This is a genomic window from Herbiconiux sp. L3-i23 (assembly GCF_023734115.1).
Taxonomy (GTDB): Bacteria; Actinomycetota; Actinomycetes; order Actinomycetales; family Microbacteriaceae; genus Naasia.
Window position 1 is genome coordinate 961,933 of the sequence record NZ_AP025737.1, and the last position, 20,918, is coordinate 982,850.

Annotated in this window: 22 protein-coding genes; 9 read left to right on the forward strand and 13 right to left on the reverse strand. The window is 70.0% G+C overall.

Going from position 1 to position 20,918, the window contains the following annotated elements:
• Positions 1–9: 9 nt before the first annotated feature.
• Positions 10–1,470: an aspartate ammonia-lyase gene (locus tag NGH83_RS04500; protein WP_251858451.1), complete on the forward strand. Its 1,461-nt coding sequence runs from the start codon at positions 10–12 to the stop codon at positions 1,468–1,470.
• Positions 1,471–1,509: 39 nt separating this feature from the next.
• Here NGH83_RS04500 and NGH83_RS04505 read toward each other — a convergent pair whose 3' ends face one another.
• From NGH83_RS04505 to NGH83_RS04525, 5 genes are read right to left on the reverse strand one after another with little or no spacing between them, the layout of a single operon-like run.
• The gene (locus NGH83_RS04505; protein ID WP_251857872.1) at positions 1,510–2,685 is read right to left on the reverse strand and encodes a zinc-dependent alcohol dehydrogenase; all 1,176 of its coding nucleotides are present in this window, start codon (positions 2,683–2,685) and stop codon (positions 1,510–1,512) included.
• A complete protein-coding gene (locus NGH83_RS04510) occupies positions 2,682–3,296 on the reverse strand; it encodes a hypothetical protein (RefSeq protein ID WP_251857873.1) in 615 nt (204 codons plus the stop codon). The genes NGH83_RS04505 and NGH83_RS04510 overlap by 4 nt, the downstream gene beginning before the upstream one ends.
• Position 3,297: 1 nt before the next feature.
• Positions 3,298–3,480 carry a hypothetical protein gene (locus NGH83_RS04515; protein ID WP_251857874.1) on the reverse strand — a complete coding sequence of 61 codons (183 nt, stop codon included), beginning with the start codon at positions 3,478–3,480 and terminating at the stop codon, positions 3,298–3,300.
• Positions 3,481–3,526: 46 nt separating this feature from the next.
• The gene (locus tag NGH83_RS04520; RefSeq protein WP_251857875.1) at positions 3,527–4,540 is read right to left on the reverse strand and encodes a YihY/virulence factor BrkB family protein; all 1,014 of its coding nucleotides are present in this window, start codon (positions 4,538–4,540) and stop codon (positions 3,527–3,529) included.
• A complete protein-coding gene (locus NGH83_RS04525) occupies positions 4,537–7,113 on the reverse strand; it encodes an ATP-dependent DNA ligase (protein WP_251857876.1) in 2,577 nt (858 codons plus the stop codon). The genes NGH83_RS04520 and NGH83_RS04525 overlap by 4 nt, the downstream gene beginning before the upstream one ends.
• Before the next feature lie 62 nt (positions 7,114–7,175).
• Here NGH83_RS04525 and NGH83_RS04530 point away from each other — a divergent pair, with 62 nt between their 5' ends.
• Positions 7,176–7,982: a Ku protein gene (locus NGH83_RS04530; RefSeq protein WP_251857877.1), complete on the forward strand. Its 807-nt coding sequence runs from the start codon at positions 7,176–7,178 to the stop codon at positions 7,980–7,982.
• Here the strand turns inward: NGH83_RS04530 and NGH83_RS04535 are convergent.
• From NGH83_RS04535 to NGH83_RS04545, 3 genes are all read right to left on the reverse strand, one after another.
• Positions 7,979–8,506, reverse strand: a complete 528-nt coding sequence (locus NGH83_RS04535) for a DUF6328 family protein (protein WP_251857878.1) — start codon at positions 8,504–8,506, stop codon at positions 7,979–7,981. The two genes, NGH83_RS04530 and NGH83_RS04535, sit on opposite strands and share 4 nt — an antisense overlap.
• Positions 8,507–8,549: 43 nt before the next feature.
• Complete coding sequence (locus tag NGH83_RS04540; RefSeq protein ID WP_251857879.1) at positions 8,550–8,843, reverse strand: hypothetical protein; 294 nt, start codon at positions 8,841–8,843, stop codon at positions 8,550–8,552.
• 114 nt (positions 8,844–8,957) lie between these two features.
• Complete coding sequence (locus NGH83_RS04545) at positions 8,958–9,758, reverse strand: SDR family NAD(P)-dependent oxidoreductase (RefSeq protein WP_251857880.1); 801 nt, start codon at positions 9,756–9,758, stop codon at positions 8,958–8,960.
• A gap of 80 nt (positions 9,759–9,838) precedes the next feature.
• Between NGH83_RS04545 and NGH83_RS04550 the strand changes: the two genes are divergently transcribed.
• A complete protein-coding gene (locus tag NGH83_RS04550) occupies positions 9,839–10,735 on the forward strand; it encodes an SMP-30/gluconolactonase/LRE family protein (protein ID WP_251857881.1) in 897 nt (298 codons plus the stop codon).
• Positions 10,736–10,752: 17 nt separating this feature from the next.
• On the opposite strand, the gene bla is transcribed toward NGH83_RS04550, so the two are convergent.
• Positions 10,753–11,715 carry a class A beta-lactamase gene (gene bla, locus NGH83_RS04555; protein WP_251857882.1) on the reverse strand — a complete coding sequence of 321 codons (963 nt, stop codon included), beginning with the start codon at positions 11,713–11,715 and terminating at the stop codon, positions 10,753–10,755.
• 53 nt (positions 11,716–11,768) lie between these two features.
• Here bla and NGH83_RS04560 point away from each other — a divergent pair, with 53 nt between their 5' ends.
• Positions 11,769–12,944, forward strand: a complete 1,176-nt coding sequence (locus NGH83_RS04560; protein WP_371872749.1) for a PrsW family intramembrane metalloprotease — start codon at positions 11,769–11,771, stop codon at positions 12,942–12,944.
• On the opposite strand, the gene NGH83_RS04565 is transcribed toward NGH83_RS04560, so the two are convergent.
• A complete protein-coding gene (locus tag NGH83_RS04565) occupies positions 12,941–13,678 on the reverse strand; it encodes a M50 family metallopeptidase (protein ID WP_251857884.1) in 738 nt (245 codons plus the stop codon). The genes NGH83_RS04560 and NGH83_RS04565 overlap by 4 nt on opposite strands.
• 26 nt (positions 13,679–13,704) lie before the next feature.
• Between NGH83_RS04565 and NGH83_RS04570 the strand changes: the two genes are divergently transcribed.
• Positions 13,705–14,076 (forward strand): FKBP-type peptidyl-prolyl cis-trans isomerase, encoded by a 372-nt coding sequence (locus tag NGH83_RS04570; protein WP_251857885.1) that lies wholly within the window; start codon positions 13,705–13,707, stop codon positions 14,074–14,076.
• A gap of 180 nt (positions 14,077–14,256) precedes the next feature.
• Here the strand turns inward: NGH83_RS04570 and NGH83_RS04575 are convergent, their stop codons facing one another.
• Positions 14,257–14,853, reverse strand: a complete 597-nt coding sequence (locus NGH83_RS04575; protein WP_251857887.1) for an NADPH-dependent FMN reductase — start codon at positions 14,851–14,853, stop codon at positions 14,257–14,259.
• Between the two features lie 86 nt (positions 14,854–14,939).
• Here NGH83_RS04575 and NGH83_RS04580 point away from each other — a divergent pair, with 86 nt between their 5' ends.
• The 3 genes from NGH83_RS04580 to NGH83_RS04590 all read left to right on the forward strand — a co-directional run bounded on the left by NGH83_RS04580 (position 14,940) and on the right by NGH83_RS04590 (position 18,190).
• Positions 14,940–15,416 carry a MarR family winged helix-turn-helix transcriptional regulator gene (locus NGH83_RS04580; protein ID WP_251857889.1) on the forward strand — a complete coding sequence of 159 codons (477 nt, stop codon included), beginning with the start codon at positions 14,940–14,942 and terminating at the stop codon, positions 15,414–15,416.
• Between the two features lie 75 nt (positions 15,417–15,491).
• Positions 15,492–17,711, forward strand: coding sequence for a UvrD-helicase domain-containing protein (locus NGH83_RS04585; protein WP_251857890.1), 2,220 nt, complete (start codon positions 15,492–15,494; stop codon positions 17,709–17,711).
• 8 nt (positions 17,712–17,719) lie between these two features.
• Entirely contained in the window at positions 17,720–18,190 is a 471-nt protein-coding gene (locus NGH83_RS04590) for a VanZ family protein (RefSeq protein WP_251857891.1), read from the forward strand.
• 25 nt (positions 18,191–18,215) lie between these two features.
• Here NGH83_RS04590 and NGH83_RS04595 read toward each other — a convergent pair whose 3' ends face one another.
• On the reverse strand, positions 18,216–19,013 hold the full coding sequence (locus NGH83_RS04595; RefSeq protein WP_251857892.1) for a siderophore-interacting protein: 798 nt from the start codon (positions 19,011–19,013) through the stop codon (positions 18,216–18,218).
• 37 nt (positions 19,014–19,050) lie between these two features.
• Entirely contained in the window at positions 19,051–20,235 is a 1,185-nt protein-coding gene (locus tag NGH83_RS04600) for a MarP family serine protease (protein ID WP_251857893.1), read from the reverse strand.
• Between the two features lie 131 nt (positions 20,236–20,366).
• On the opposite strand from NGH83_RS04600, the gene NGH83_RS04605 reads away from it, so the two are divergent.
• Positions 20,367–20,894 (forward strand): adenine phosphoribosyltransferase, encoded by a 528-nt coding sequence (locus tag NGH83_RS04605; protein WP_251857894.1) that lies wholly within the window; start codon positions 20,367–20,369, stop codon positions 20,892–20,894.
• The last annotated feature ends 24 nt before the right edge of the window (positions 20,895–20,918 follow it).

Genomic DNA, 20,918 nt, shown 5'->3' on the forward strand with positions numbered 1-20,918 from the left:
GACGCGATGATGCAGGCAACCCGGACCGAGACCGATTCCCTGGGGAGCATGACCATCCCCGCCGACGCCTACTGGGGCATCCACACGGCGCGAGCGCTTGAGAACTTCCCCGTCTCGCGCAGACCGATCTCCGTGTATCCCGACTTCGTGCGGGCGTTCGGCGCCGTGAAACTCGCGGCGGTCCGCGCCAACATCGAGCTCGGTGTCATCGACGCCGAGCGAGGCGCGCTCATCGGGGCCGCGTGCGAGGACGTGCGGTCGGGGCTCCTCGATGACGAGTTCGTCGTCGGCATCATCCAGGGCGGCGCCGGCACGAGCACCAACATGAACGCCAACGAGGTGATCGCGAATCGTGCGCTCGAACTCGCGGGATTCGCGAAGGGCGACTACCAGCACATCCACCCGATCGACGACGTCAACCGCAGCCAGTCGACGAACGACGTGTATCCGACTGCTCTCAAGATCGCGCTCTGCCAGGGCATCATCGGCCTCGTCGACGAACTCGACCGGTTGCGGATCGCGTTCGCCCAGAAGGGCGTCGAGTTCGCCCATCAGCTGAAGGTGGGCCGCACGCAGCTGCAGGATGCCGTGCCGATGACCCTCGGTCAGGAGTTCCGGGGATTCTCGGTGACGCTCGGCGAGGACCACGCCCGCCTGCGTGAGACGCTTCCGCTGCTGTTCGAGCACAACCTGGGCGCCACTGCGATCGGCACCGGCATCACCGCCGACCCGCGTTACGCCGAGGCGGTAAACAGGCATCTGCGCGATGTCACCGGGTTCGCGCACGAGACGGCCGGCGACCTGGTCGAGGCCACCTCCGACGCGGGTGTCTTCATGAGCGTGTCCGGCGCGCTGAAGCGCTCCGCGATCAAGCTGTCGAAGATCTGCAACGACCTCCGACTGCTGGCGTCGGGCCCGCAGGCCGGCTTCGGTGAGATCAACCTGCCACCGCGGCAGGCCGGGTCCTCGATCATGCCCGGCAAGGTGAATCCGGTCATCCCCGAGGTGGTCAACCAGATCGCGTTCTCGATCGCCGGCGCCGAAGTGACGGTGACGATGGCGGCCGAAGCGGGCCAGCTGCAGCTCAACGCGTTCGAGCCCGTCATCGCGCACAGCCTGCTCCAGTCGCTCAGCTGGCTGCGTCGCGGCTGCCGCACCCTGCGGGTGAACTGCGTCGACGGCATCACCGCGAATGGGCCGCGCCTCGATCAGATGGTCGCCTCGTCGGTCGGCGTGATCACCGCCCTGACCCCGTACATCGGCTATGCGGCGGCCGCGGCTCTCGCGAAGCAGGCGCTCTCGGGCGACCGAGATGTGGCGGACCTCGTCGTCGAGCAGGGGCTGTTGACTCGTCAGGAGGTGACGCGGCTGCTCGCGCCCGAGGCGCTGTCGGGTGCGCCGCTGCACACCGCGCCGATTCCCGTTCTGCCGCCCTCGCATCCGCAAGCGCCGCCGCCCGCCGATCGGTGATCGGACGAGACGACGGCGCGAGCGTCGTGCGGCAATCCGTTACGGCTTGAGGACCACCTTGATGCAGCCGTCCTCTTTGTGCTTGAACGTCTCGTACATCTCCGGAGCCTGCTCCAGCGGGCGCGAGTGGGTCACGAGGTCCATCACGCCGAGCGGATCGGACGGGTCTTCGACGAGCGGCAGTAGGTCGTCGATCCAGTTCTTGACGTTGCACTGACCCATGCGCAGCGCCACCTGCTTGTCGAACATGTAGAGCAGCGGCAGCGGGTCGGCGCTTCCGCCGTACACGCCCGACAGCGAGACCGTTCCGCCGCGGCGGACGAGGTCGAGCGAGGCGTGCAAGGCCGCGAGCCGGTCGATGCCCGCCGTCTCCATCATCTTCTTCGCGATGCGTTCGGGCAGCAGAGGAACCAGCTTGTGCGTGAAGGAGGCGACCGGGTTTCCGTGCGCCTCCATGCCGACCGCGTCGATGACCGAGTCGGGTCCGCGGCCGTCGGTGAGGTCGCGCAGCTCGTCCCACACGGTGTCGGTCAGGTCGAACGTCTCGATGCCGTGACGTTCGGCCATGGCGCGGCGTTCGGCCTCGGGTTCCACCGCGAGCACCCGGTAGCCGAGGTGCTTGCCGATGCGGGTCGCGAACTGGCCGACCGGGCCGAGCCCGAGCACCGCGAGGGTCCCGCCGGCGGGCACGTTCGCGTACTGCACGCCCTGCCAGGCCGTCGGCAGGATGTCGCTGAGGAAGAGGTAGCGCTCGTCCGGGAGATCGGCGCCGACCTTGATCGGGTTGTAGTCCGCTCGCCGCACGCGCAGGTATTCGGCCTGGCCGCCCGGCACCGAACCGTAGAGCTCGGTGTAGCCGTAGAGGTCGGTCCCGGTGCCGTGGTCGACGTTCTGGTAGGTCTCGCACTGGCTCTGCAGCCCCTGGGCGCAGAAGAAGCAGGTGCCGCACGAGATGGTGAACGGCACGACGACCCGGTCGCCGGGCGCGAGGTTCGTCACCCCGAGCCCGACCTCCTCGACGACGCCCATCGACTCGTGGCCGAGGATGTCGCCCTTCGCGAGGTACGGCGCCATGACGTCGTAGAGGTGCAGGTCGCTGCCGCAGATCGCCGTCGAGGTTACCCGGATGACGGCGTCGGTGGGCTCGATGATCGTGGGATCGGGAACGGTCTCGACCGAGACCTTCGTCGACCCCTGCCAGGTGAGCGCCCTCATCGGGTGGTGCTCGAGTCCGACAGCGGGTTGTCCGTGTCGGTGGACGCGTCCGAGCTTCGGGTGTCGGTGTCGGTGTCGGCGTCGGCGGGGGCGTCGACCGGCCCGATCGACGGGTCGTCCTCATCGTCCTCGTCGAGCGCGGCGAGGGCGTCGTCGCGTCGCGCGGCCGCGTTGCGGAGCGCCTTGTCGCTGCGTTCCTCGACGCCGTCGCGGAGGTCGTCCGCGGCGTCGGACACCCGCTTCTGCACGTCCTCGATGCGTTCGGTCACTCGATGGCTCGCGTCGTTCGCCGCGCCCGTCACCTTGTCGGCGAGATCCTTCGTCGCCTCCGCGGTCTTGGTCGCGGCGTCCTTCGTGGCGCCGGCGGCCTTCGCGGCCACGTCCTTCGTCACTTCGGCGGTCTTCGCCGCGGCATCCTTCGCCGCATCCGCCACGACCGGGGCCTTCTCGCGGACGAACCGGGCGGCGTCGTCGCGCGCCTTCGTCACGCGCGGATCGTGCCAGGCCTCGTCCGCTCGCTCCTTGATCTGCTCGTAGCGCTCACGCCCCGCACGGGACCCGAGGACGAAGCCGACCGCGGCGCCGACGACGAACAGCAGTCGCAGGCGCACCTCAGCGCTCCAGCGGGTTGCCGGGGGTGGCGTCGTCGTTCGAGACCTCGTCGTCGACCTCTTCGGCGACGTGCTCGTCGTTCTCGATCGGGTTGCCCGGCGTCGTGAAATCGGCGTCTTCGGGGATGGAGAAGTCGTGCTCGACGTCCTTCTCGGCGGGGTTCGGCTGGCTTTCAGTGCTCATGCAGGGAGCCTAGAACCGGCTGCCGGAGAACCGGGTGGGAGTTGCCTCAGAGATGCTTCGCCGACGAGCGCCGTGCCGCGTCGGCGCGCTCGCGGATCTCCGCGCCCTCGGCCTCGTCCGCGGCGAGCGAGCGGGCGATGGCGAGGTTGCGGCTGGTGTCGCGCATCGGCACTTTGATGACCGATTCCGACGGGACGCCGTCGAGCAGCTGCCGCATGCGCACCGTCTCGGCGTCGAGCGCCGCTCCGGCGAGGAGCACGAAGTTGGTGAGGTAGAGCCAGAGCAGGAGTACGAGCGCACCGCCGAGCCAGCCGTACACCTCGCCGTAGTGGGCGAAGCCGGTCACGTAGACGAGGAACCCGAGGGTGGCGAGCGCCCATCCGGCGAGCGCGAGCACCGAACCCCACGAGAACAGCGGAACGCTCTGCCGTTCGATCGCGGGGGTCCAGAAGAAGAGCAGGGCGATCAGCGCGCAGACGAGGGCGACGAGCACGGGCCACCGTCCCCACAGCCAGACCGACACCCACGGCTCGCCGACTCCGAGCACCTCGGCCGCCGCCTCGGCGACCCGGGGCGTGCCGGCGACCAGCACCACGACGACCGCGGCGCCCACGACGAGGATCGCGGCCACCACGAGCATGAGCGCCCGGAACTTCCAGATGCGGCGACCCTCTTGAACGCCGTAGAAGGTGTTGGTCGCGCGCCCGAACGCCGTCGCGTAGGCGGAGCTGGTCCAGAGCGTCAGCGCGAGACCGAAGGCGAGGCCGATCCCGGGATTGCTGAGCGAGGTCAGCTGTTCGAGCGGACCCCGCAACGAATCGACGGCGTCGCCGTTGGCCACCTCGCTCACGAGATCCTCGATGAAGCCGACCGCGCGACTGTCGCCCCCCGCCAACGAGAACGCGGAGATCACCGACAGCGACGACGGGAAGAGGGTGAGCGCCGCGAAGAAGGTCAGCGCGGCGGCGGAGTCGATCACCCGATGCCGGACGAGGCTGTGCCCCGTCCGCTTCGCCACGTACCACCACTCGCGTCGCCCGGGACGGACGCGAACGGTCACAGGGTCTCCCTCACGACGTCGTCGGCGCTCTTGTCGGTGCGCCACCCTCGCCACGACGGCTGTCGCAGCCGACCGGTCGCGGTCCACTCGGCGTATTCGACCTCGCCGACGAGGCTCGGGGTCACCCAGTGCGCGTCTCGGGCGTCCAGACGCGGCACGTCGACGAACGGCGAGGTCTTCCGCGCGAGCGGTCGGAGGCGCGCCGCGATCTCGTCGAGGTCGCGGTCGGCGAACCCGGTACCGACTTTGCCCACGTACTCGAGCCCGTTCTCGCCGGGGATGCCGAGCAGCAGCGAGCCGAGCCCGCCCTCGCGCCGCCCCTGCCCGGGTCGCCAACCGCCGACGACGACCTCCTGCGTGCCGTGATGCTTGAGCTTGATCCATGCGCCCGACCGTCTGCCGGGGGAGTAGGTCGACGACCGCTTCTTCGCGACGACCCCTTCGAGCCGTAGCGATCTGCTCGCCGCCATGGCTTCGTCGACGCTCGTGTCCTCGCCGTCGAACACCGCCGGCACCTGGACCACCGACGTGCCCTCGACGATCTCCTCGAGCCGGGCGCGACGCTCGTCGTAGGGGGCGCCGAGCAGTGAACGGTCGCCCGCGGCGAGGAGGTCGAAGACCACGAAGCGCACCGGGACGTCACGCCGCGCCCGACCGATGTCCGCGGCACCCTGCAGGTTCATCCGCTTCTGCAACAGCCCGAAATCGGGGCGTCCCGCCGCGTCGAGCGCCACGATCTCGCCGTCGAGGATCGCCTCGTCGCCGTCGACCGCGTCCACGATGGCCGCAAGCTCCGGGTAGGCCGCGGTGAGGTCGTTGCCGTTGCGGCTGGTCAGGATCACGTTCCGGTCGGTGCGTCCCCGGTCGACGTCGACCAGCGCGCGGATGCCGTCCCATTTCATCTCGAAGACCCAGCTCTCACCGGTCGACACGGTCGACTCGGTGCCGAGGGTCGCGAGCATCGGACCGGCCTCCAGCGCCGTCGCGGCGCTCGCCGCCGTTCCTTTCGCGCCGCCCTTCGACGACGCTGTGCTCTTCGACGACGCCGCGCTCTTCGACGACGCTGTGCTCTTCGACGACGCTGTGCTCTTCGACGCCGCGGTCTTGGACGACGACCCAGCCTCCGTCTTGTGGGCGTGGGGATGCGGTTCCATCCGATGCGCGAGCCAGTTCTTCTCGTCACCGCCGCGCGCCGTTCGGATCAGCGCGACCTTCACCGGTTCGCCGCCGAGTCCGCCGTCGGGCCTGCCGTGGAGGATCGCGATCACCTCGTCGTCGCGCCACTTCTCGAGCTCGTACGTGCCGGTGTCCCAGAGGGTGACGGTGCCACCGCCGTACTGGCCCTTCGGGATCGTGCCTTCGAAGGTCGCGTACTCGAGGGGGTGATCCTCGGTGTGCACGGCCAGGTGGTTCTCCTTCGGGCTGGTCGGCACCCCTTTCGGGATCGCCCAGGACACGAGCACGCCGTCATGCTCCAGCCGGAAGTCGTAGTGCAGACGCGTCGCGTGGTGTTCCTGGATCACGAAGCTGCGACCGTCGGACGGGATGGAGGGCTCGGCCGGGACCGGCTCGGGCGTCTTCGCCGCGTCGCGCATGCTGCGGTAGGTGACGAGACGGTCGCGCGCCTCGGGCGTCGGCTCGAACGTGGCCATCGTCTCGGGGGTGGGTTCGAGTCCGGCGCCGGGATCGGGTTCGACCGCCCGCAGCGAATCGCCGATCGTCGCGACGCGTTCGAGTACCTCGCGGTAGTCGAGATGGTGCAGGTCGGGATCGTCGAGCTCGTCCCACGTGCGCGGCGCGGCGACGGTCGGGTGGGAGCGACCACGCAGCGAGTACGGCGCGATGGTCGTCTTCGCCGCGTTGTTCTGGCTCCAATCGACAAGGACCTTGCCCACCCGCAGCGTCTTCTTCATGTCGCTGACGACGAGGTCGGCGTGGTCGGCCTCGAGGGCCCGCGCGAGCTCGTGGGCGAACTCGGAGATCTTGTCGCTCGACCGGCTGCCGTCGAGCTTCGCGTAGAGGTGGATGCCCTTGCTGCCGCTCGTGACGGGGAACGGCTCGAGCCCGACGCCCTCCAGGATCTCGCGCGCCCATCGGGCCACCTCTGCGCACTCCGCGAGACCCGTGCCCTCACCGGGGTCGAGATCGAGCACGAGCCGGTCCGGGTTCTTGGGCTGGCCGTTCCGCCCGAACCGCCATTGCGGCACGTGCAGTTCGAGCGCGGCGACCTGAGCGAGCCAGGCGAGGGTGGCTCGATCGTTCGCCACCGGATAGGTCTTGCGGTCGCTCGAGTGCTGGATGTCGTGGCGGGCCACCCAGTCGGGCGTGCCGTCGTCGAGGTTCTTCTGAAAGAAGACCTGGCCGGGCGAGGAGTCGGTGCCGACACCGTGCACCCAGCGCTTGCGGGTCAGAGGACGGTCGCGCACATGGGGGATCAGCACCTCGGCGACGCGGGCGTAGTAGTCGAGCACATCGGCCTTGGTCGTGCCCGTCTCGGGGTAGAGCACCTTGTCGAGATTGGTGATGCGCAGGCGGCGGCCGTCGACGGTGACGGTCTGTGCGGGCTCGGCCATTTGCCAAACGCTACCTTCCGCTCAGCCGGACCCGTGATACTAGGCGGTAACCAGGAGGTTTCATGAGGTCCATCTGGAAGGGCGCCATCACGTTCGGGCTCGTCAACGTGCCCGTCAAGGTCTACTCGGCCACCGAGGATCACGACGTGCCGTTGCACCAGGTCCACGACAAGGACGGTGGGCGCATCCGCTACCAGCGTCGCTGCGAGATCGACGGCGAGATCGTCGACTACGAGCACATCGTCAAGGCCTACGACGACGGCGACAAGACCGTCGTGATCACGAACGAGGATCTGAAGAGCCTCCCCGTCGAGAAGAGCCGCGAGATCGACGTGGTGGAGTTCGTGCCGAGCGATCAGATCGACCCGATCCGTTACGACAAGAGCTACTACCTCGAGCCCGACTCGAAGTCGGCGAAGGCGTATGTACTGCTGCGCCGCACTCTCGAAGAGAGCGAGCGCACCGCGATCGTGAAGTTCGCGCTGCGACAGAAGACCCGCCTCGCCGCCCTCCGCGTCATGGACGACGTGCTGCTGCTGCAGACCCTGCTCTGGGACGACGAGGTGCGCGAGGCCGGCTTCCCGTCGCTGAAGGGCGACGTGGAGATCTCGGATCGAGAGCTCAAGATGTCGGCCTCGCTCGTGGCGAGCTTCGAGAGCGACTTCGAGCCGTCGAAGTTCAGCGACGACTACCAGGCGCAGCTGCGTCAGCTGATCGATGCGAAGCTCGAGCAGGGCGAGTCTCTCGACACCGCGGCCACCTTCGGCGAGGGCGACGAGGACGAGGACGGCGGCGAGGTGCTCGATCTCATGGAGGCGTTGAAGCGCAGCGTCGAGCAGTCTCGCGCGAAGAAGAAGAAAGGCGCCTAGCGCGGGTCGTCGGCTGCGCCGCCGGGGCGCCCGCCGCGCGGTCGGTTCCAGAACGGCAGCGCGAGCCAGACGAGCGCGAGCAGCACGAGGGTGATCGACCCCGCGACGACACCGGCGGTGCGTCCGACGACGACGTCGAAGATGAGCAGCACGACTCCGGTGATCAGCAGGCCGACGCAGAGCAGTGTCACCTGGAGCAGCCGGTCGGCGAGGGCGACGATCTCGCGTTTGGCCTTCTTGCGGAAGAGTGCCCGGTGGAGGCTGACGGGCGCGAGACCGAGTGCAGTGCTGAGCGCTGCGAGTACGACGAGACCGAGGTAGACGTCCACCTGGTACGCGTCGAGGTCGCTGAAGCGCGGTTGGAACGCCAGGGTCAGCAGGAATCCGGTGAGGATCTGCGTGCCCGTCTGAGTGACCCGCAGCTCCTGGAGAATCTCGTTCCAGTTGCGGTCGAGCCGCTCGGTCGCGGTCTCGTTGCGACCGTCGGTGGGGTCGGCATCGACCCGGTCAGAGGACTCCGGCATAGCGAATCGTAGAGCGTCGGAGGCGGCCAGTCGGCCGCCGCGGTCAGCTGATCCGGGCCCCGAGGCGCCAGCGCAGCCACGACACGGCGTGGAACAGCGTCGGGTGGGTCTCGTCGAACGGGACGGTGGAGGCGCTGCCCGCGATCCAGCTGTAGACGGCGAACTCGAGGGCGCCGTCGGCGCGATACTGCGATCGGACGACTCCGATCGGAGCCTTGGACGTGGGCGGCTGCACGAGCCACTCGCCGTCGCGGACCTGCCGGGCGAACGGGTGGTACTGACGCGTCTGGTCGTACTGGAGCTCTGACAGTACCGGGCTGCGATGTTGGGGAGTCATTGGGGATCCGTTCGACTTGCGTGCGCAGTCATCGCGCCGCGAAGCGACGCTATCCGGGCCGCCTAGCCGGAAACCGATTCTTGAGGCTGCTCCCAGGAGACCGGCGGGATCTGTTCAGATGGTGGCGACCGATCCGGAGTCGACGCGATAGTTGGATCCGTTCACGAACGAGGCGAGATCGCTGCACAGGAAAGCGATGACCGCGGCGACCTCGTCGGCGGTTCCGCGTCGCTTCAGCTCCATGTAGGGGCGCTCCTCGTCGAGGAAGCTGGCGATCGCCTCGTCCTTGTCGGTTCCGCGCTGCCCCGCGCGCTTGTCCATCATGGCGTCGGTCATCGGGGTCTCAATGAACGCGGGGGAGACGGCGTTCACGAGCAGCCCTTCCTTCGCGTAGGTGCGCGACAGGCCCTTGGCGAGCGCGAGGATGCCCGCCTTGGCCGAGCAGTAGGGCAGTTCGTCGTCGTACGGCTGGACGGCGTCCTCCGAGGCGAGGAAGACGAGGCGACCCCATCCGCCCTTCCGCAGGGAGGGCAGGAACTGCCGGACCAGACGGACCGGGCCGAGCAGGTCGGTCTCGATCGTGTCCACCCAGCCCTTGTCGTCGATCTCGTGGAAGTAGCCCTGCGCTCCGGTGATGCCGGCCGACTGGACGAGGATGTCGATGTCGCCCACCGCGCTCTGCACGCTGTCATGGAGCGCCGCGACCGAGGCCACGTCGGTGATGTCGGCCGCGAACCCGAAGACCATGCCCTCCGGGGCTCCGAGGCGTTCGATCGCCGCGTCGAGCCGCCCCTGGTCGAGGTCGGTGAGGACGACCGTGACGCCTTCGGCGATGAGGGTGCGCGCGGTCGACCAGCCGATGCCGGAGTCTCCGCCGCTGACGAGTGCCTTCTTGCCCGTGATTCCGAGATCCATGGGGGCACTCTAGGAAGTGGTCACTGAGTGTCCAGTGAATACTCCGAGAGGACCCAGACGCTGCTGGTGGACTCGCGGCTATGACGTCTGCGTCCTCCGACCGCCCCGAACTCTTCGACGGCCCGCTGCGGGTGTGGCGCGACGCGCGGGCTGTGCTCGGCGAGAGCCCGTGGTGGTCGGACGGGCACCTGCACTGGTGCGACATCACGACCGGAACCCTGCATCGGGCCGCGCTGGACGGCGACTCCGACGGTTCGGATGACCAGGTGATCCGCTTCCCGCCGCCGCTCGCCTCCTTCGCGCCGCGGGAGGGCGGCGGTTACGTCGTCGCGCTCGGAGACCGCGTCGTGCTCACCGACGCGGAGGGCGGTAGCCGACGCGAGATCGCGGTCATCGAGCATGCGCACGACGGCATCCGACTCAACGAGGGCAAGTGCGACCCGTCCGGAGCGTTCCAGGTGGGATCGATGGATGTGACGGAGGGCGATCCCGACGGCGCCGTCTATCTCGTGACGGCTCGGGGAGCGACGACCCTGAAGGGCGGTTTCGGCACCGCCAACGGCTTCGAATGGTCGCTCGACGACCGCACGGCGTACGTGACCGACACCTCGGCGGAGACGATCCACCGCGCGACCTGGTCGCCGGACGCCGGGCTCGGTGAACTGTTCCCGTTCGTCTCCGGCCGCAGTCACGACGGCCTCACTCTCGATCGCGACGGATTCCTCTGGGGTGCCGTCTACGGCGACGGCTGCGTCGTGCGGATCTCGCCCGACGGCGAGGTCGAACGGGTCCTCGACCTGCCGGTGCCAAATGTGACATCGGTGGCGTTCGGCGGCGACGACCTGTCGACGCTCTTCATCACGACCGCGCGGGAGAACCTCACCGAGGACCAACTGCAGCAGCACCCGTCGTCGGGTGCGATCTTCGCCGTGCGCACGAGGACGGCGGGAGTGCCGGTGCGCAGCTTCGCGGGCTGATCGACGCCGTTCGAGGGTCAGTTCGCGAGCGCCGACAGCACCACGGACGCCGCCCGCGCGACGAGGGCGTCGTCGTAGTCGGTTTCTGGGTCGAGTCTCGTCGTGAGGACCGCGACGACGATCGGGCTGCGTCCGGGCGGGTGGACGACCGCCACATCGTTGCGGATCGGTCCGGCACCCCCTGACTTGTCGGCGACCGCCCATCCGGCGGGTGCGCCGGCGCGGATCAGGGCGTCGCCGGTGGCGTTGCCCGACATCCACTCGAGCAGCGTCTGTTGATCCGCCGGCGCCAGACCGTCGCCGAGGAGGAAGGTCTCGAGATCGGCCGCGAAGGCCCTCGGGGTCGTCGTGTCGCGGTCGTCGCCCGCGGTGACATCGTTCAGGCCGGGCTCGGTCCGTGCGGACGACGTGACGTCATCGCCGTGCTCGGCGAGGAAACCCTCGAACGCGTGCGGGCCGCCGAGAGAGGCGAAGACGAGGTTCGTCGCGGTGTTGTCGCTCTGGCGCACCGACGCCTCCGCGAGCTCGTCGAGCGTCATGCCGGTGCCGACGCGCTCGGACGTGACGGGGGAGTAGCCGGCGCCCTGGACATCCTGCTCGCTCCAGCGCACGGTGGTGGCGCGCTCGGCGTCGGAGGCGGTCGCGAGCAGCGCCGCGGCGAGGAATGCCTTGATGCTCGACGCGAATTCGAACCGCTCGTCGGCGCGATGGGAGACGGTGCGACGATCGCCGGTGTCGACGGCGTGCACGCCGACGCGTGCCCCGTACTCCTGCTCCAGCGCGGTGATCGACGCCGCGACGGCCGCCGCGTCGACCGCGGCGCGGGTCGGAGTCGCCTCGGTGGCCGTCGGCGCGGGCGATGCCGACTGCGGCGGCGGCCCCTCGGTCGAGGACGTGCCGCAGGCGCTGAGAGCGAGGAGGAGCGCCATCGCCGCCGCCGACAGGGTCGCTCGAGTGGTGTGCGGTGTCCGTCGGTGCATCGATCAGGAAGGTTAGCCGGATCATCAGGACGGGCGCCGCCCGCGGCAATAGCATGACCCCCGTGACCGCACCCCTCATCCCGACGCACGACGATCCTCCGAGCGCAGGAGTCCCGGTCGAGGCCCGTCCGTCGACGGTCCTTCCGACGGTGCTGGTCGCGATCGGCATCGCGCTCGGCGGTCTGCTGCTGCTCGCGGTCTTCGCCTACCTGGCGCTGAGCTTCGGCATCGCCGGGGTCGTCTTCGCGACCGTCGTCGCCTTCGTCCCGCTCGCTCTGGTGCTGCTCGCGATCCGGTGGATCGACCGGTGGGAGCCCGAGCCGAGATCCGCGCTCTGGTTCGCCTTCCTCTGGGGTGCCGGCGTCTCGGTGGCCGTCGCGCTCGTGTTCGACCTCGGTGTGCAGATCGCCTCCGCAGCGACCGGGGTGACCCTGCAGAACGACCTCACGGCGAGCGTCGTCCAGGCCCCCATCATCGAGGAGCTCGCCAAGGGCTTCGGGGTGCTGCTCGTGCTCGGGGCGGGCAGGCGCTACTTCGACGGCCCCGTCGACGGTCTCGTCTACGCGGCGACCGTCGCGGCGGGTTTCGCCTTCACCGAGAACATCCTCTACTTCGGCAGCACCCTCGTCGAAAGCGGCGCGGGCGGGCTGGTTCCCGTGTTCGTGCTGCGCGGACTGTTCTCGCCGTTCGCGCATGTCATCTTCACCTCGTGCACGGGCCTCGCCCTCGGCTTCGCCTCGCGCCGCACGGGAGCGTTCGGAGCGCTCGGCTGGTTCCTGCTGGGACTCATCCCCGCCGTCGCGTTGCATGCGCTGTGGAACGGCGCCCTGCTCGTCGTGTCGAACGTGATCGGCTACTACTTTCTCGTACAGGTGCCGATCTTCGCCGCCTGGGTCGCGATCGTCGTCACCCTTCGGGTGCACGAGCGGCGACTGACGCGAGCCCGCCTCGCCGACTACGCGGGGGTCGGCTGGTTCACGCCCGGCGAGGTCGACCTCGTCGCGGGTCACGACGGGCGCCGCCGCGCACTCGCGTGGGCCAGGGCGCAGCCGCACGTCCCGGGTCTGCCGGACAAGCCCGCGGCGATGCGCGCCTTCCTGCGCCACGCGACGAGCCTCGCTCACGCACGGCAGCGCGCCCTCGTCGGCCGTGCGGCCATCGGGGCGACCCCCGACGAACGGGCGCTGCTCGAGGCCATCGTCGCGGATCGGCGCGCACTCCTCGGCTAGACCGGCAGGATCACGGGCAGGCGGAGCAGCAGAACGACGCCGCCTGCGGCGCAGAGCAGGGCGAGGCTGAGGAAGACGCCGACCCAGACCAACCCCGGCACACCCGACAGGCGGGCGAGCTGGTCCGCGTCCGAATCGCCGCGCCCGCGGCCCGCACCCTCGTGCCGGCGTGAGGTCTGCAGCTCGAGGGTCGCGCGCAGCGAACCGGCGAGCAGGAATCCGGCGAGGGTGGTCGCGACGACGGCCTGCCAGAACGGGTCGAGCAGCCAGGTCGCCGCGAAGACCAGGGTGCCGACGACGAGCACCGACCAGAGCCCGAACCAGTTGCGGATCTGGATGAGCACCAGGACGAGTAGGGCGAGCACCGCCCACAGCACCCCGGTCGCGTGTCCGATGCCGATCAGCGAGGCCGCGCCGAGGCCGACGAACGCCGGAGCGGGATAGCCCGCGAGAAGCGTGAGCGCCATGCCGATCCCGCGCGGTCTCCCGACGCTCACCGTCACGCCGGACGTGTCGGAGTGCAGGCGGATGCCGCTCAGTCGCCGCCCGGTGAGGGTCGCTGCGAAGCCGTGCCCCGCCTCGTGCACGATCGTGATCGAGTGCCGCGCGAGCCGCCAGACCGGTGAGAACACGACCACCACGAGCGCCGCGAGCAGGCAGCCAGCGACCACGACCGGGTCGAGTGCGGGACTCTCGGCGCTGATCCGGGCCCACAGCGCCACGAGTTGCTCCACGGTGCCATTCTCGCTTGACTTGAGTGATGACCGATCTGAATGCCAAGCCCGAAATCGACGCGCCTGAAGGGCCGGCGCCGGAAACCCTCGAGATCGTCGACATCGTGGAAGGCGACGGCCCCGCCGCCGCCGCGAGTTCGACGGTCAACGTCCACTACCTCGGTGTCGAATACGAGACCGGCGAAGAGTTCGACTCGTCGTGGAGTCGCGGCCAGTCCATCAACTTCCCGCTGAACCGCCTCGTCGCGGGATGGCAGGAGGGCATCCCGGGCATGAAGGTCGGCGGACGCCGCAAGCTGACCATCCCGCCGGCTCTCGCCTACGGTCCCGCTGGAGCGGGTCACCCGCTCTCGGGCAAGACCCTGATCTTCGTGATCGACCTGCTCGGCGTCAGCTGACCTCGGCGCTCGCGCCGACCGCGGAGTAAAAAGAGAACCCACCGACCAGTGGCGGGGCGATGCCTCCGACCCAACCTGGCCCGGTGGGTTCTCTTTCAGGTCTTCAGACTGCGCCTGACCCGTGCGCTTCGTCAAGAGCGCATCGCGCCGCACGGCGTGTCTTCAGGAAGGGACGCTCGCTCAGGCGGCGGCGTCGAGTCGCTCGACGCGGACCTGGCGCATCGCCTCGGTCCAGCTCTCGAGCTGGTCGAACATCGTCTGCGCCATCCCGGCGTGGTGCGCTCCGGGCGTGAAGACGCTGTAGTTCTCGAAGTCGGTGACGAGCGAGAAGGACAGGCTCTGGCGCACGTGCGCGATCTGCAGCTCGGATGCGATGCCGCGCAGGTGCTCGACGGCGCGGACACCGCCGACGGAGCCGTAGCTGACGAAGGCGGCCGCCTTGTTGTTCCACTCGGCGTAGACGTAGTCCAGCGCGTTCTTCAGCACACCCGAGGTCGAGTGGTTGTACTCGGGGGTCACGAAGACGAAGCCGTCGTAGCTCGCGACGGCACGCGCCCACGCCTGGGTGTGGTCCTTCGTGTACTGGCCCATCGACGGCGGAACCGGCTCGTCGAGGTGCGGCAGCGGGAAGTCGGCGAGGTCGACGAGCTCGTAGGTGACGCCGTCGCGCTCGGACGCCTGCTCGAGGACCCAGCGGGCGACGGGCTCGCCGTTGCGGCCGGGCCGAGTGCTGCCGAGGATGACGCCGATGCGAAGGTCGTCAGTGGTGTGTGACACGGTTCTCCTTGAGGGACGGTTTGGGTGACGCGTCAACCTTAGGCCTAATCGGTGACATGTCAACTTCGCTGCGGTACACTCGATCGATGCCCGCTGCAACGACGTCCAGCACCGATTTCGCGCTCTGGCGCGACATCGTCGTGCTGCGCCAGCGCGTCGAGCGTTCGCTCGAGCAGCGCCTGCAGAAAGACGCCGGCATCTCCGTCGCCGACTTCGAGATCCTCACCGTTCTCGCACGCGAAGACGCGAAACGCCTCCGCGCCCGCGACCTCGGCGACCTGCTCGGATGGGAGAAGAGCCGCCTCTCGCATCAGGTCACCCGCATGGAGTCGCGCGGCCTCGTCGTGCGCCAGGACTGCCCGACCGATCTGCGCGGAACCTGGGTGGTGCTGACCGACGACGGCGCGGCCGCCGGAGCCCGCGCCCTCGACGGGCACGGCGAGGTGCTGCAGAGCCATTTCGACGCTCTCGACGCCGATCAACGCGACGGTCTCGAGCAGGCGGTCCGACGGCTCGTCGACACGAGCACGGGCACCGAGTGCACCGGTCCCGCGGCCTGCTGACCCGGCTCGTCGCTCGCCCTCCGGTCACCCAGCGCCTGTAGACTCGTTGCCCTGAATTCTCAAGGGGTGTGACAGGTGACGCAGTCCCAGCCAGTCGAGGCGAAGCTCGCGCTCGAGGTCGAATCCGAGCAGCGCTATCTCGACGCGCTCTACGCGCGGCTCGACACGGTCAAAGCCGAGGCTCGCAGCGAACTCGACCGCGTGCGTCTCGGTCCGCAGGGCGGCACCCACCAGAGTCGGTCGGAACGCGACGCGATGGCGCGCATCTACGAGGACCGCATCGCGCAGCTGCGCGAGGTCGACGACCGCCTCGCCTTCGGTCGCCTCGAGTCCGACGGCGGCGACTACCGCTACATCGGTCGCATCGGTCTGCGCGACGCCGACCTGCAGCCCCTCCTCCTCGATTGGCGCGTGCCGCAGGCCAGCGCCTTCTACCAGGCGACGGCGGCGACACCCCTCGGAGTGCGGGCCCGCCGTCACCTCAGCACCGACGGCCGTCGCATCACCCGCATCGAGGACGAACTCCTCGGCGACCTCGGCGACCCCGATCGGCCGCTCAGCGGCGAGAGCGCGCTGATGGCGGCCCTCACCGCGCAGCGCACCGGGCGCATGCACGACATCGTCGCGACCATCCAGGCCGAGCAGGACCGCATCATCCGCTCCGACCTTCGCGGAGTCCTCGTCGTGCAGGGCGGGCCGGGAACAGGCAAGACCGCCGTCGCCCTGCACCGGGCCGCGTACCTGCTCTACACCCACCGCGACCGACTCGCCTCGTCCGGGCTGCTCGTCGTCGGCCCCTCGCGCAGCTTCCTGCGCTACATCGAACAGGTGCTGCCCTCGCTCGGCGAGACCGGGGTGGTGCTCTCGAGTCTCGGGTCGCTGTACCCGGGCATCGACGCGCAGGCCGACGACCCCGCCGACGTCGCCGCCCTCAAGGGATCGCCCCGCATGACCGAGCTGCTGCGCCGCGCCGTGCACTCCCGCCAGGTCGTGCCCACTGAGACGCAGACGGTGGAGGTCAACGGCGAGAGCATCGACGTCTCGCCCGAGCTCATCGCGAAGGCGATCCGCCGCGCCCAGGACAGCAGGAAGCCGCACAACGAGGCACGGGTCACCTTCGTCTCGCACGCCCTCGCGGCCCTCACCTCCGAGCTCTCGGCCCGGCTGCGCCGCCGCGGCGACACCATCGACGACGAGGACGTCAGGATGCTCCGCGAGGACGTCCGCTCCAGTCAGGACGTGCGGGTGCTGCTCAACACCGCCTGGCTGCCGCTCACGCCGGAGAAGCTCCTCGGCGACCTCTACGCGCGTCCCCAGTGGCTCGCGAGCCTCACCCCGTCGTGGAACGAGCAGAAGCGGTCCCTGCTGCACCGCGACCGCGGCGCCGCGTGGACGATCTCCGACATCCCGCTCCTCGACGAAGCCGCCGAACTGCTCGGTGAAGCGCCTGCCGCGAACGCCGCCGCGGAGGCCGCTCAGCGCCGCCAGCGCGCCCTCGACATCGAGAACGCCGAGAACGCGATCCGCAACATGGGGGTCGAAGGTCTCGTCAGCGCCGAGGCGCTCGCCGACGGCTTCGCCGAGTCGGGTCCGCGTCTGACGGCGGCCGAGCGGGCGTCGACCGACCGGTCGTGGACCTTCGGACACATCGTCGTCGACGAGGCGCAGGAGCTTTCGCCGATGCAGTGGCGGCTGCTGCGCCGCCGCGCCCCGCTTCGCTCGTTCACGATCGTCGGCGACATCGCGCAGGCCAGTTCCCCTGTCGCCGCGTCGAACTGGTCGGATGCGATCCGGTCGCTCGGCGCCGAGTTCCGGCTCGAGGAGCTCACCGTCAACTACCGCACGCCCACCCAGATCGCCGCGCTTGCGGAGCGCACCGCGAAGGAGCTCGGCCTGAACGTCACCTCCTCGCAGTCGGTGCGCGAGTCGGAGTGGGAGCCTCGCGAGCTGACCGTCACCGAGCGGGCCCTCGTGCCGTCGCTGGTCGAGGCGGTCCGCGCCGATCGGATGCTCCCCGACCCGGGCACCCTCGCCGTGATCGCTCCCGAAGCGCTCGTCGGCGAGCTGCACGCGGCGCTCCACGACGAGTTCGGGGCCTCCATCGGTCTCGGCAGCGCGAGCCTCAGCCAGTCGGTGTCTGTCATGTCGCCGCGCACCGCGAAGGGTCTCGAGTTCGACTCCGTCGTCGCCGTCGACCCCGACGGCATCGTCGCGGCCGAGCCCCGCGGGGTCAGCGCGCTCTACGTCACCCTCACCCGCGCCACGCAGCGTCTCACCGTGCTGAAAGTGAGCTGAGCCGCGTCATGTTCCTCCGCCACCCGATCCTGTCGCTCGTCACCCTCGCGTACCTCGCGTTCGTCGGCTGGTTGACCCTGTCACCCGAGCTGCCCCTCGGCGACGGCACCGACGGGCTCGTGTGGCAGATCCTCGATCTGCTCGACCGCATCCCGGGCACGCGCTGGATCGACTACGCCGACGTCGAGTTCCTCGCGAACGTCGCCATGTTCGCCCCGATCGGCATGTTCTTCGTGCTGCTCTTCGGGCGGCGCCGGTGGTGGGCGGCCATGCTGCTGTCGTTCGTGCTGAGCTGCGCGATCGAGCTCGCCCAACTGCTGTTCTTCACGTCGCGCGTCGCCGACGTGCGCGACATCGTCTCCAATACCTCGGGCGCCGTGATCGGCGCGCTGCTGGTGCTCATCGTGACCGCACCGAAGGCCCGCCGGCTCGCGCAGGCGAGGCGCGCCGAGGCCGCCGCGCTGCAGCGGCCCGCCTGATCCGGCGTCCTCTGCGATCGGCCGATCAGTCCTCGGGGTCTTCGGGGTCGAGCGGCGCGTGGTGGTCGAGTCCGCCGACGCCGAGCTTCCAGTAGCCGTCGACCTTCACCCGGTCGCGTGAGAGCCCGAGTTCGCGGCGCAGACGACGGCGCACGGGGATGAGCGCGGTCGCCTCCCCGGCCGCCCACACGTAGGTGTCGGCATCGAGGTGAAGACCGGCGAGCGCGGTGAGCGCCGCCGCCTCACCCGTCGCGATGCGCGTGATCGCCACCCTGTCGCCCGTCGGTACGGGGTAGTCGAGGATCCGGTCGTCGTTCGACTGCACGAACGCGATCACCTCGGCGTCGAATCGCACGGCCTCGACCCACCGACTGAGCGCGGGCAGGGCGCTCGCGTCGGCGAGCAGGACGAAGCGGCGGTAGCCGCGGGGTGCGAGCCGGGAGCCGCGCGGACCGCCGATCGACAGGGTCGATCCCGGTTCCGCGGCCGTGGCCCACGCGGTCGCCGGGCCGGTGTCGCCGTGCACCACGAAGTCGAGGTCGAGTTCGGGGCCGCCGCTCTCGCCCACCTCGCGGAAGACCGCCGGCGTGTAGTCGCGCATGACGCGCTCACCGTCCTCCGACGGGAAGAACACCTTGACGTGGTCTTCGGGTCCGAGGCTCACGAACCCGCCGAGCTCGTCGCCCGCGAGGGTGACCCGGCGGATCTGCGCCGTCAGGTCGGCCACGCGGACGACGGTCAGGTCGCGGCGCACCAGCTCGTGACGCACCACCTCTCGGACGCGGTCTCCGGTGGACGAGGATGCGGGCGAGGAATCGGTCACGAGGATCCATTCTGCTCCCGCCGCGGCGGGGGCGGGGTCAACCCGAGATGCAGGCCCCCGGCGAGACGCCCTCCTCGAGGGTCGGGGCCGCTGCCAGCACCGGCGAGAGCTCGGTCATCGTCATGGCGTAGCCGACGTTCGCCGTGGTGGCGCCTTTCGCGAAGACGACGCCGACGACGGCTCCGTCGAGGTCGAGCAGCGGGCCGCCCGAGTTGCCCTGCTGGATGTCGGCGGCGAGCGTGTACACCTCGCGCGGCGACTTCGAATCGCCGTAGATGTCACTGACCTGGAGGGGCTGCACGGAGATGACGTTCGCCGGCTTCGTGGTGAACGGTCCACCGAACGGATAGCCGTCGGCGACGGCGTCGCTGCCCGGCGCGAGGTTCGTGCCGAACGGCAGGGCGGGGGCGGTGAACCCGTCGGTGGCGATGACCGCGAGATCGTCGACCGGGTCGAAGTAGACGACGCGGCCGCTGACGGTACCGTCCTGCCGCGACTCGACGACCGGCTGGTCGACGCCGGAGACGACGTGCGCGTTCGTGACGATGCGGTCGGGCGCGACGAGGAACCCGCTTCCCGTCTGGCTCTGACCGCAGGCGTAGGCGTTGCCGCTGATGCGGACCACCGAGCGGGCGGCGGCCTGCAGGCCCTGCGATGCGGTGCCCAGCTGTGGCAGTTCGGGTGCGGTTGTCGGCCCGCCGAGCGCCTCCGAGATGCTCGGGATGCCGCCGTCGACGACGAGGGAGCGCACCTGGGCGAGCGCGCTCTTCACCGGGTCGGGCGTCACGGTGTCGATGGTCCGCAGCACGACGGAGGAGGCGATCGCCGGGCTCAGCAGTGGAACGCCGAGCGACCCGACGCCGAAGGCGACCATCGACGCCACGAGCGCGGTCACGACGACGCCGATGACGGCGCCGAGGACCTTGTCGAGCGTCCGCAGCGGGCCGCGCGGAACGGTGCGGGCAAGCGCCCGCCCGAGTGCGCCGCCCGCGGTGACACCGATGACGATGAGGGCGACGACGAGAGCGAGGATCGCGACGAGGCGGATCGGCGCATCCGCGATGAGCCCCGTCACCGGGGGGATCAGCAGCACCGCCGCGGCGCCGCCGGCCACGACGCCGGCGATCGAGAAGGCGCTGCGCAGCAGGCCCGCCCGGTAGCCGTACACGAGGTAGGACACCAGCACGACGAGGAGGAGCACATCGACGACGACGGACAGCATCGGCCCCGCCTTTCGATTCGCGCGCTGCCCCTCGCAGCGGACCCGCGGCCATTCTGCCCGGTCGCGGCTGAGTGATGGCATCGTCGCCGCGCGCGCCGGGGTCGTGCGGCGCGCGCCGGTAGGCTTCTGCGGTGCAGCACCGAACCCCCGCCGAGATCGTCCGCTCGAGCACCACTCTCACCCCCGACTTCCCCGAGCAGGGCATCCTCTTCCGCGACCTCAGCCCGCTGTTCGCCGACGCCGACGCGTTCCGGTCGACCGTCGAGGCGCTCGCCGAGCCGTTCGGCGGCGACTTCACCCTCGTCGCGGGTGCCGAGGCGCGAGGCTTCGTGCTGGCCGCGGGCCTCGCGGTCGCCACCGGCACCGGGGCGCTGCCCATCCGCAAAGCGGGCAAGCTGCCGCCGCCCGTCCTCACCGAGAGCTACGACCTCGAATACGGGAGCGCGAGCCTCCAGCTGGTCGACGGTCTCGTCGCGCCCCAGCGCGTGCTGCTCATCGACGACGTGCTCGCGACCGGGGGCACCCTCGCCGCATCGCGTCGGCTGCTCGAGCGCGCGGGTCATGAGGTCGTCGGCATCGGCGTCGTGATCGAGCTGCCCGAGCTCCGCGGACGCGACGCCCTGCCCGGCATCCGGGTGCACGCTCTGCTCAGCGAGTAGCCGCCAGACCCTCTTCAGCGCTGC

Excerpts from the sequence above, each read along its gene's own strand:
- NGH83_RS04530 (WP_251857877.1), top strand. The coding sequence starts at position 7,176 with ATGAGGTCCATCTGGAAGGGCGCCATCACGTTCGGGCTCGTCAACGTG.
- NGH83_RS04515 (WP_251857874.1), bottom strand. The coding sequence starts at position 3,480 with ATGAGCACTGAAAGCCAGCCGAACCCCGCCGAGAAGGACGTCGAGCAC.
- NGH83_RS04590 (WP_251857891.1), top strand. The coding sequence starts at position 17,720 with ATGTTCCTCCGCCACCCGATCCTGTCGCTCGTCACCCTCGCGTACCTC.
- NGH83_RS04580 (WP_251857889.1), top strand. The coding sequence starts at position 14,940 with ATGCCCGCTGCAACGACGTCCAGCACCGATTTCGCGCTCTGGCGCGAC.
- bla (WP_251857882.1), bottom strand. The coding sequence starts at position 11,715 with ATGCACCGACGGACACCGCACACCACTCGAGCGACCCTGTCGGCGGCG.
- NGH83_RS04600 (WP_251857893.1), bottom strand. The coding sequence starts at position 20,235 with ATGCTGTCCGTCGTCGTCGATGTGCTCCTCCTCGTCGTGCTGGTGTCC.
- NGH83_RS04525 (WP_251857876.1), bottom strand. The coding sequence starts at position 7,113 with ATGGCCGAGCCCGCACAGACCGTCACCGTCGACGGCCGCCGCCTGCGC.
- NGH83_RS04540 (WP_251857879.1), bottom strand. The coding sequence starts at position 8,843 with ATGACTCCCCAACATCGCAGCCCGGTACTGTCAGAGCTCCAGTACGAC.
- NGH83_RS04505 (WP_251857872.1), bottom strand. The coding sequence starts at position 2,685 with ATGAGGGCGCTCACCTGGCAGGGGTCGACGAAGGTCTCGGTCGAGACC.
- NGH83_RS04535 (WP_251857878.1), bottom strand. The coding sequence starts at position 8,506 with ATGCCGGAGTCCTCTGACCGGGTCGATGCCGACCCCACCGACGGTCGC.
- NGH83_RS04560 (WP_371872749.1), top strand. The coding sequence starts at position 11,769 with ATGACCCCCGTGACCGCACCCCTCATCCCGACGCACGACGATCCTCCG.
- NGH83_RS04500 (WP_251858451.1), top strand. The coding sequence starts at position 10 with ATGCAGGCAACCCGGACCGAGACCGATTCCCTGGGGAGCATGACCATC.
- NGH83_RS04550 (WP_251857881.1), top strand. The coding sequence starts at position 9,839 with ATGACGTCTGCGTCCTCCGACCGCCCCGAACTCTTCGACGGCCCGCTG.
- NGH83_RS04545 (WP_251857880.1), bottom strand. The coding sequence starts at position 9,758 with ATGGATCTCGGAATCACGGGCAAGAAGGCACTCGTCAGCGGCGGAGAC.
- NGH83_RS04570 (WP_251857885.1), top strand. The coding sequence starts at position 13,705 with ATGACCGATCTGAATGCCAAGCCCGAAATCGACGCGCCTGAAGGGCCG.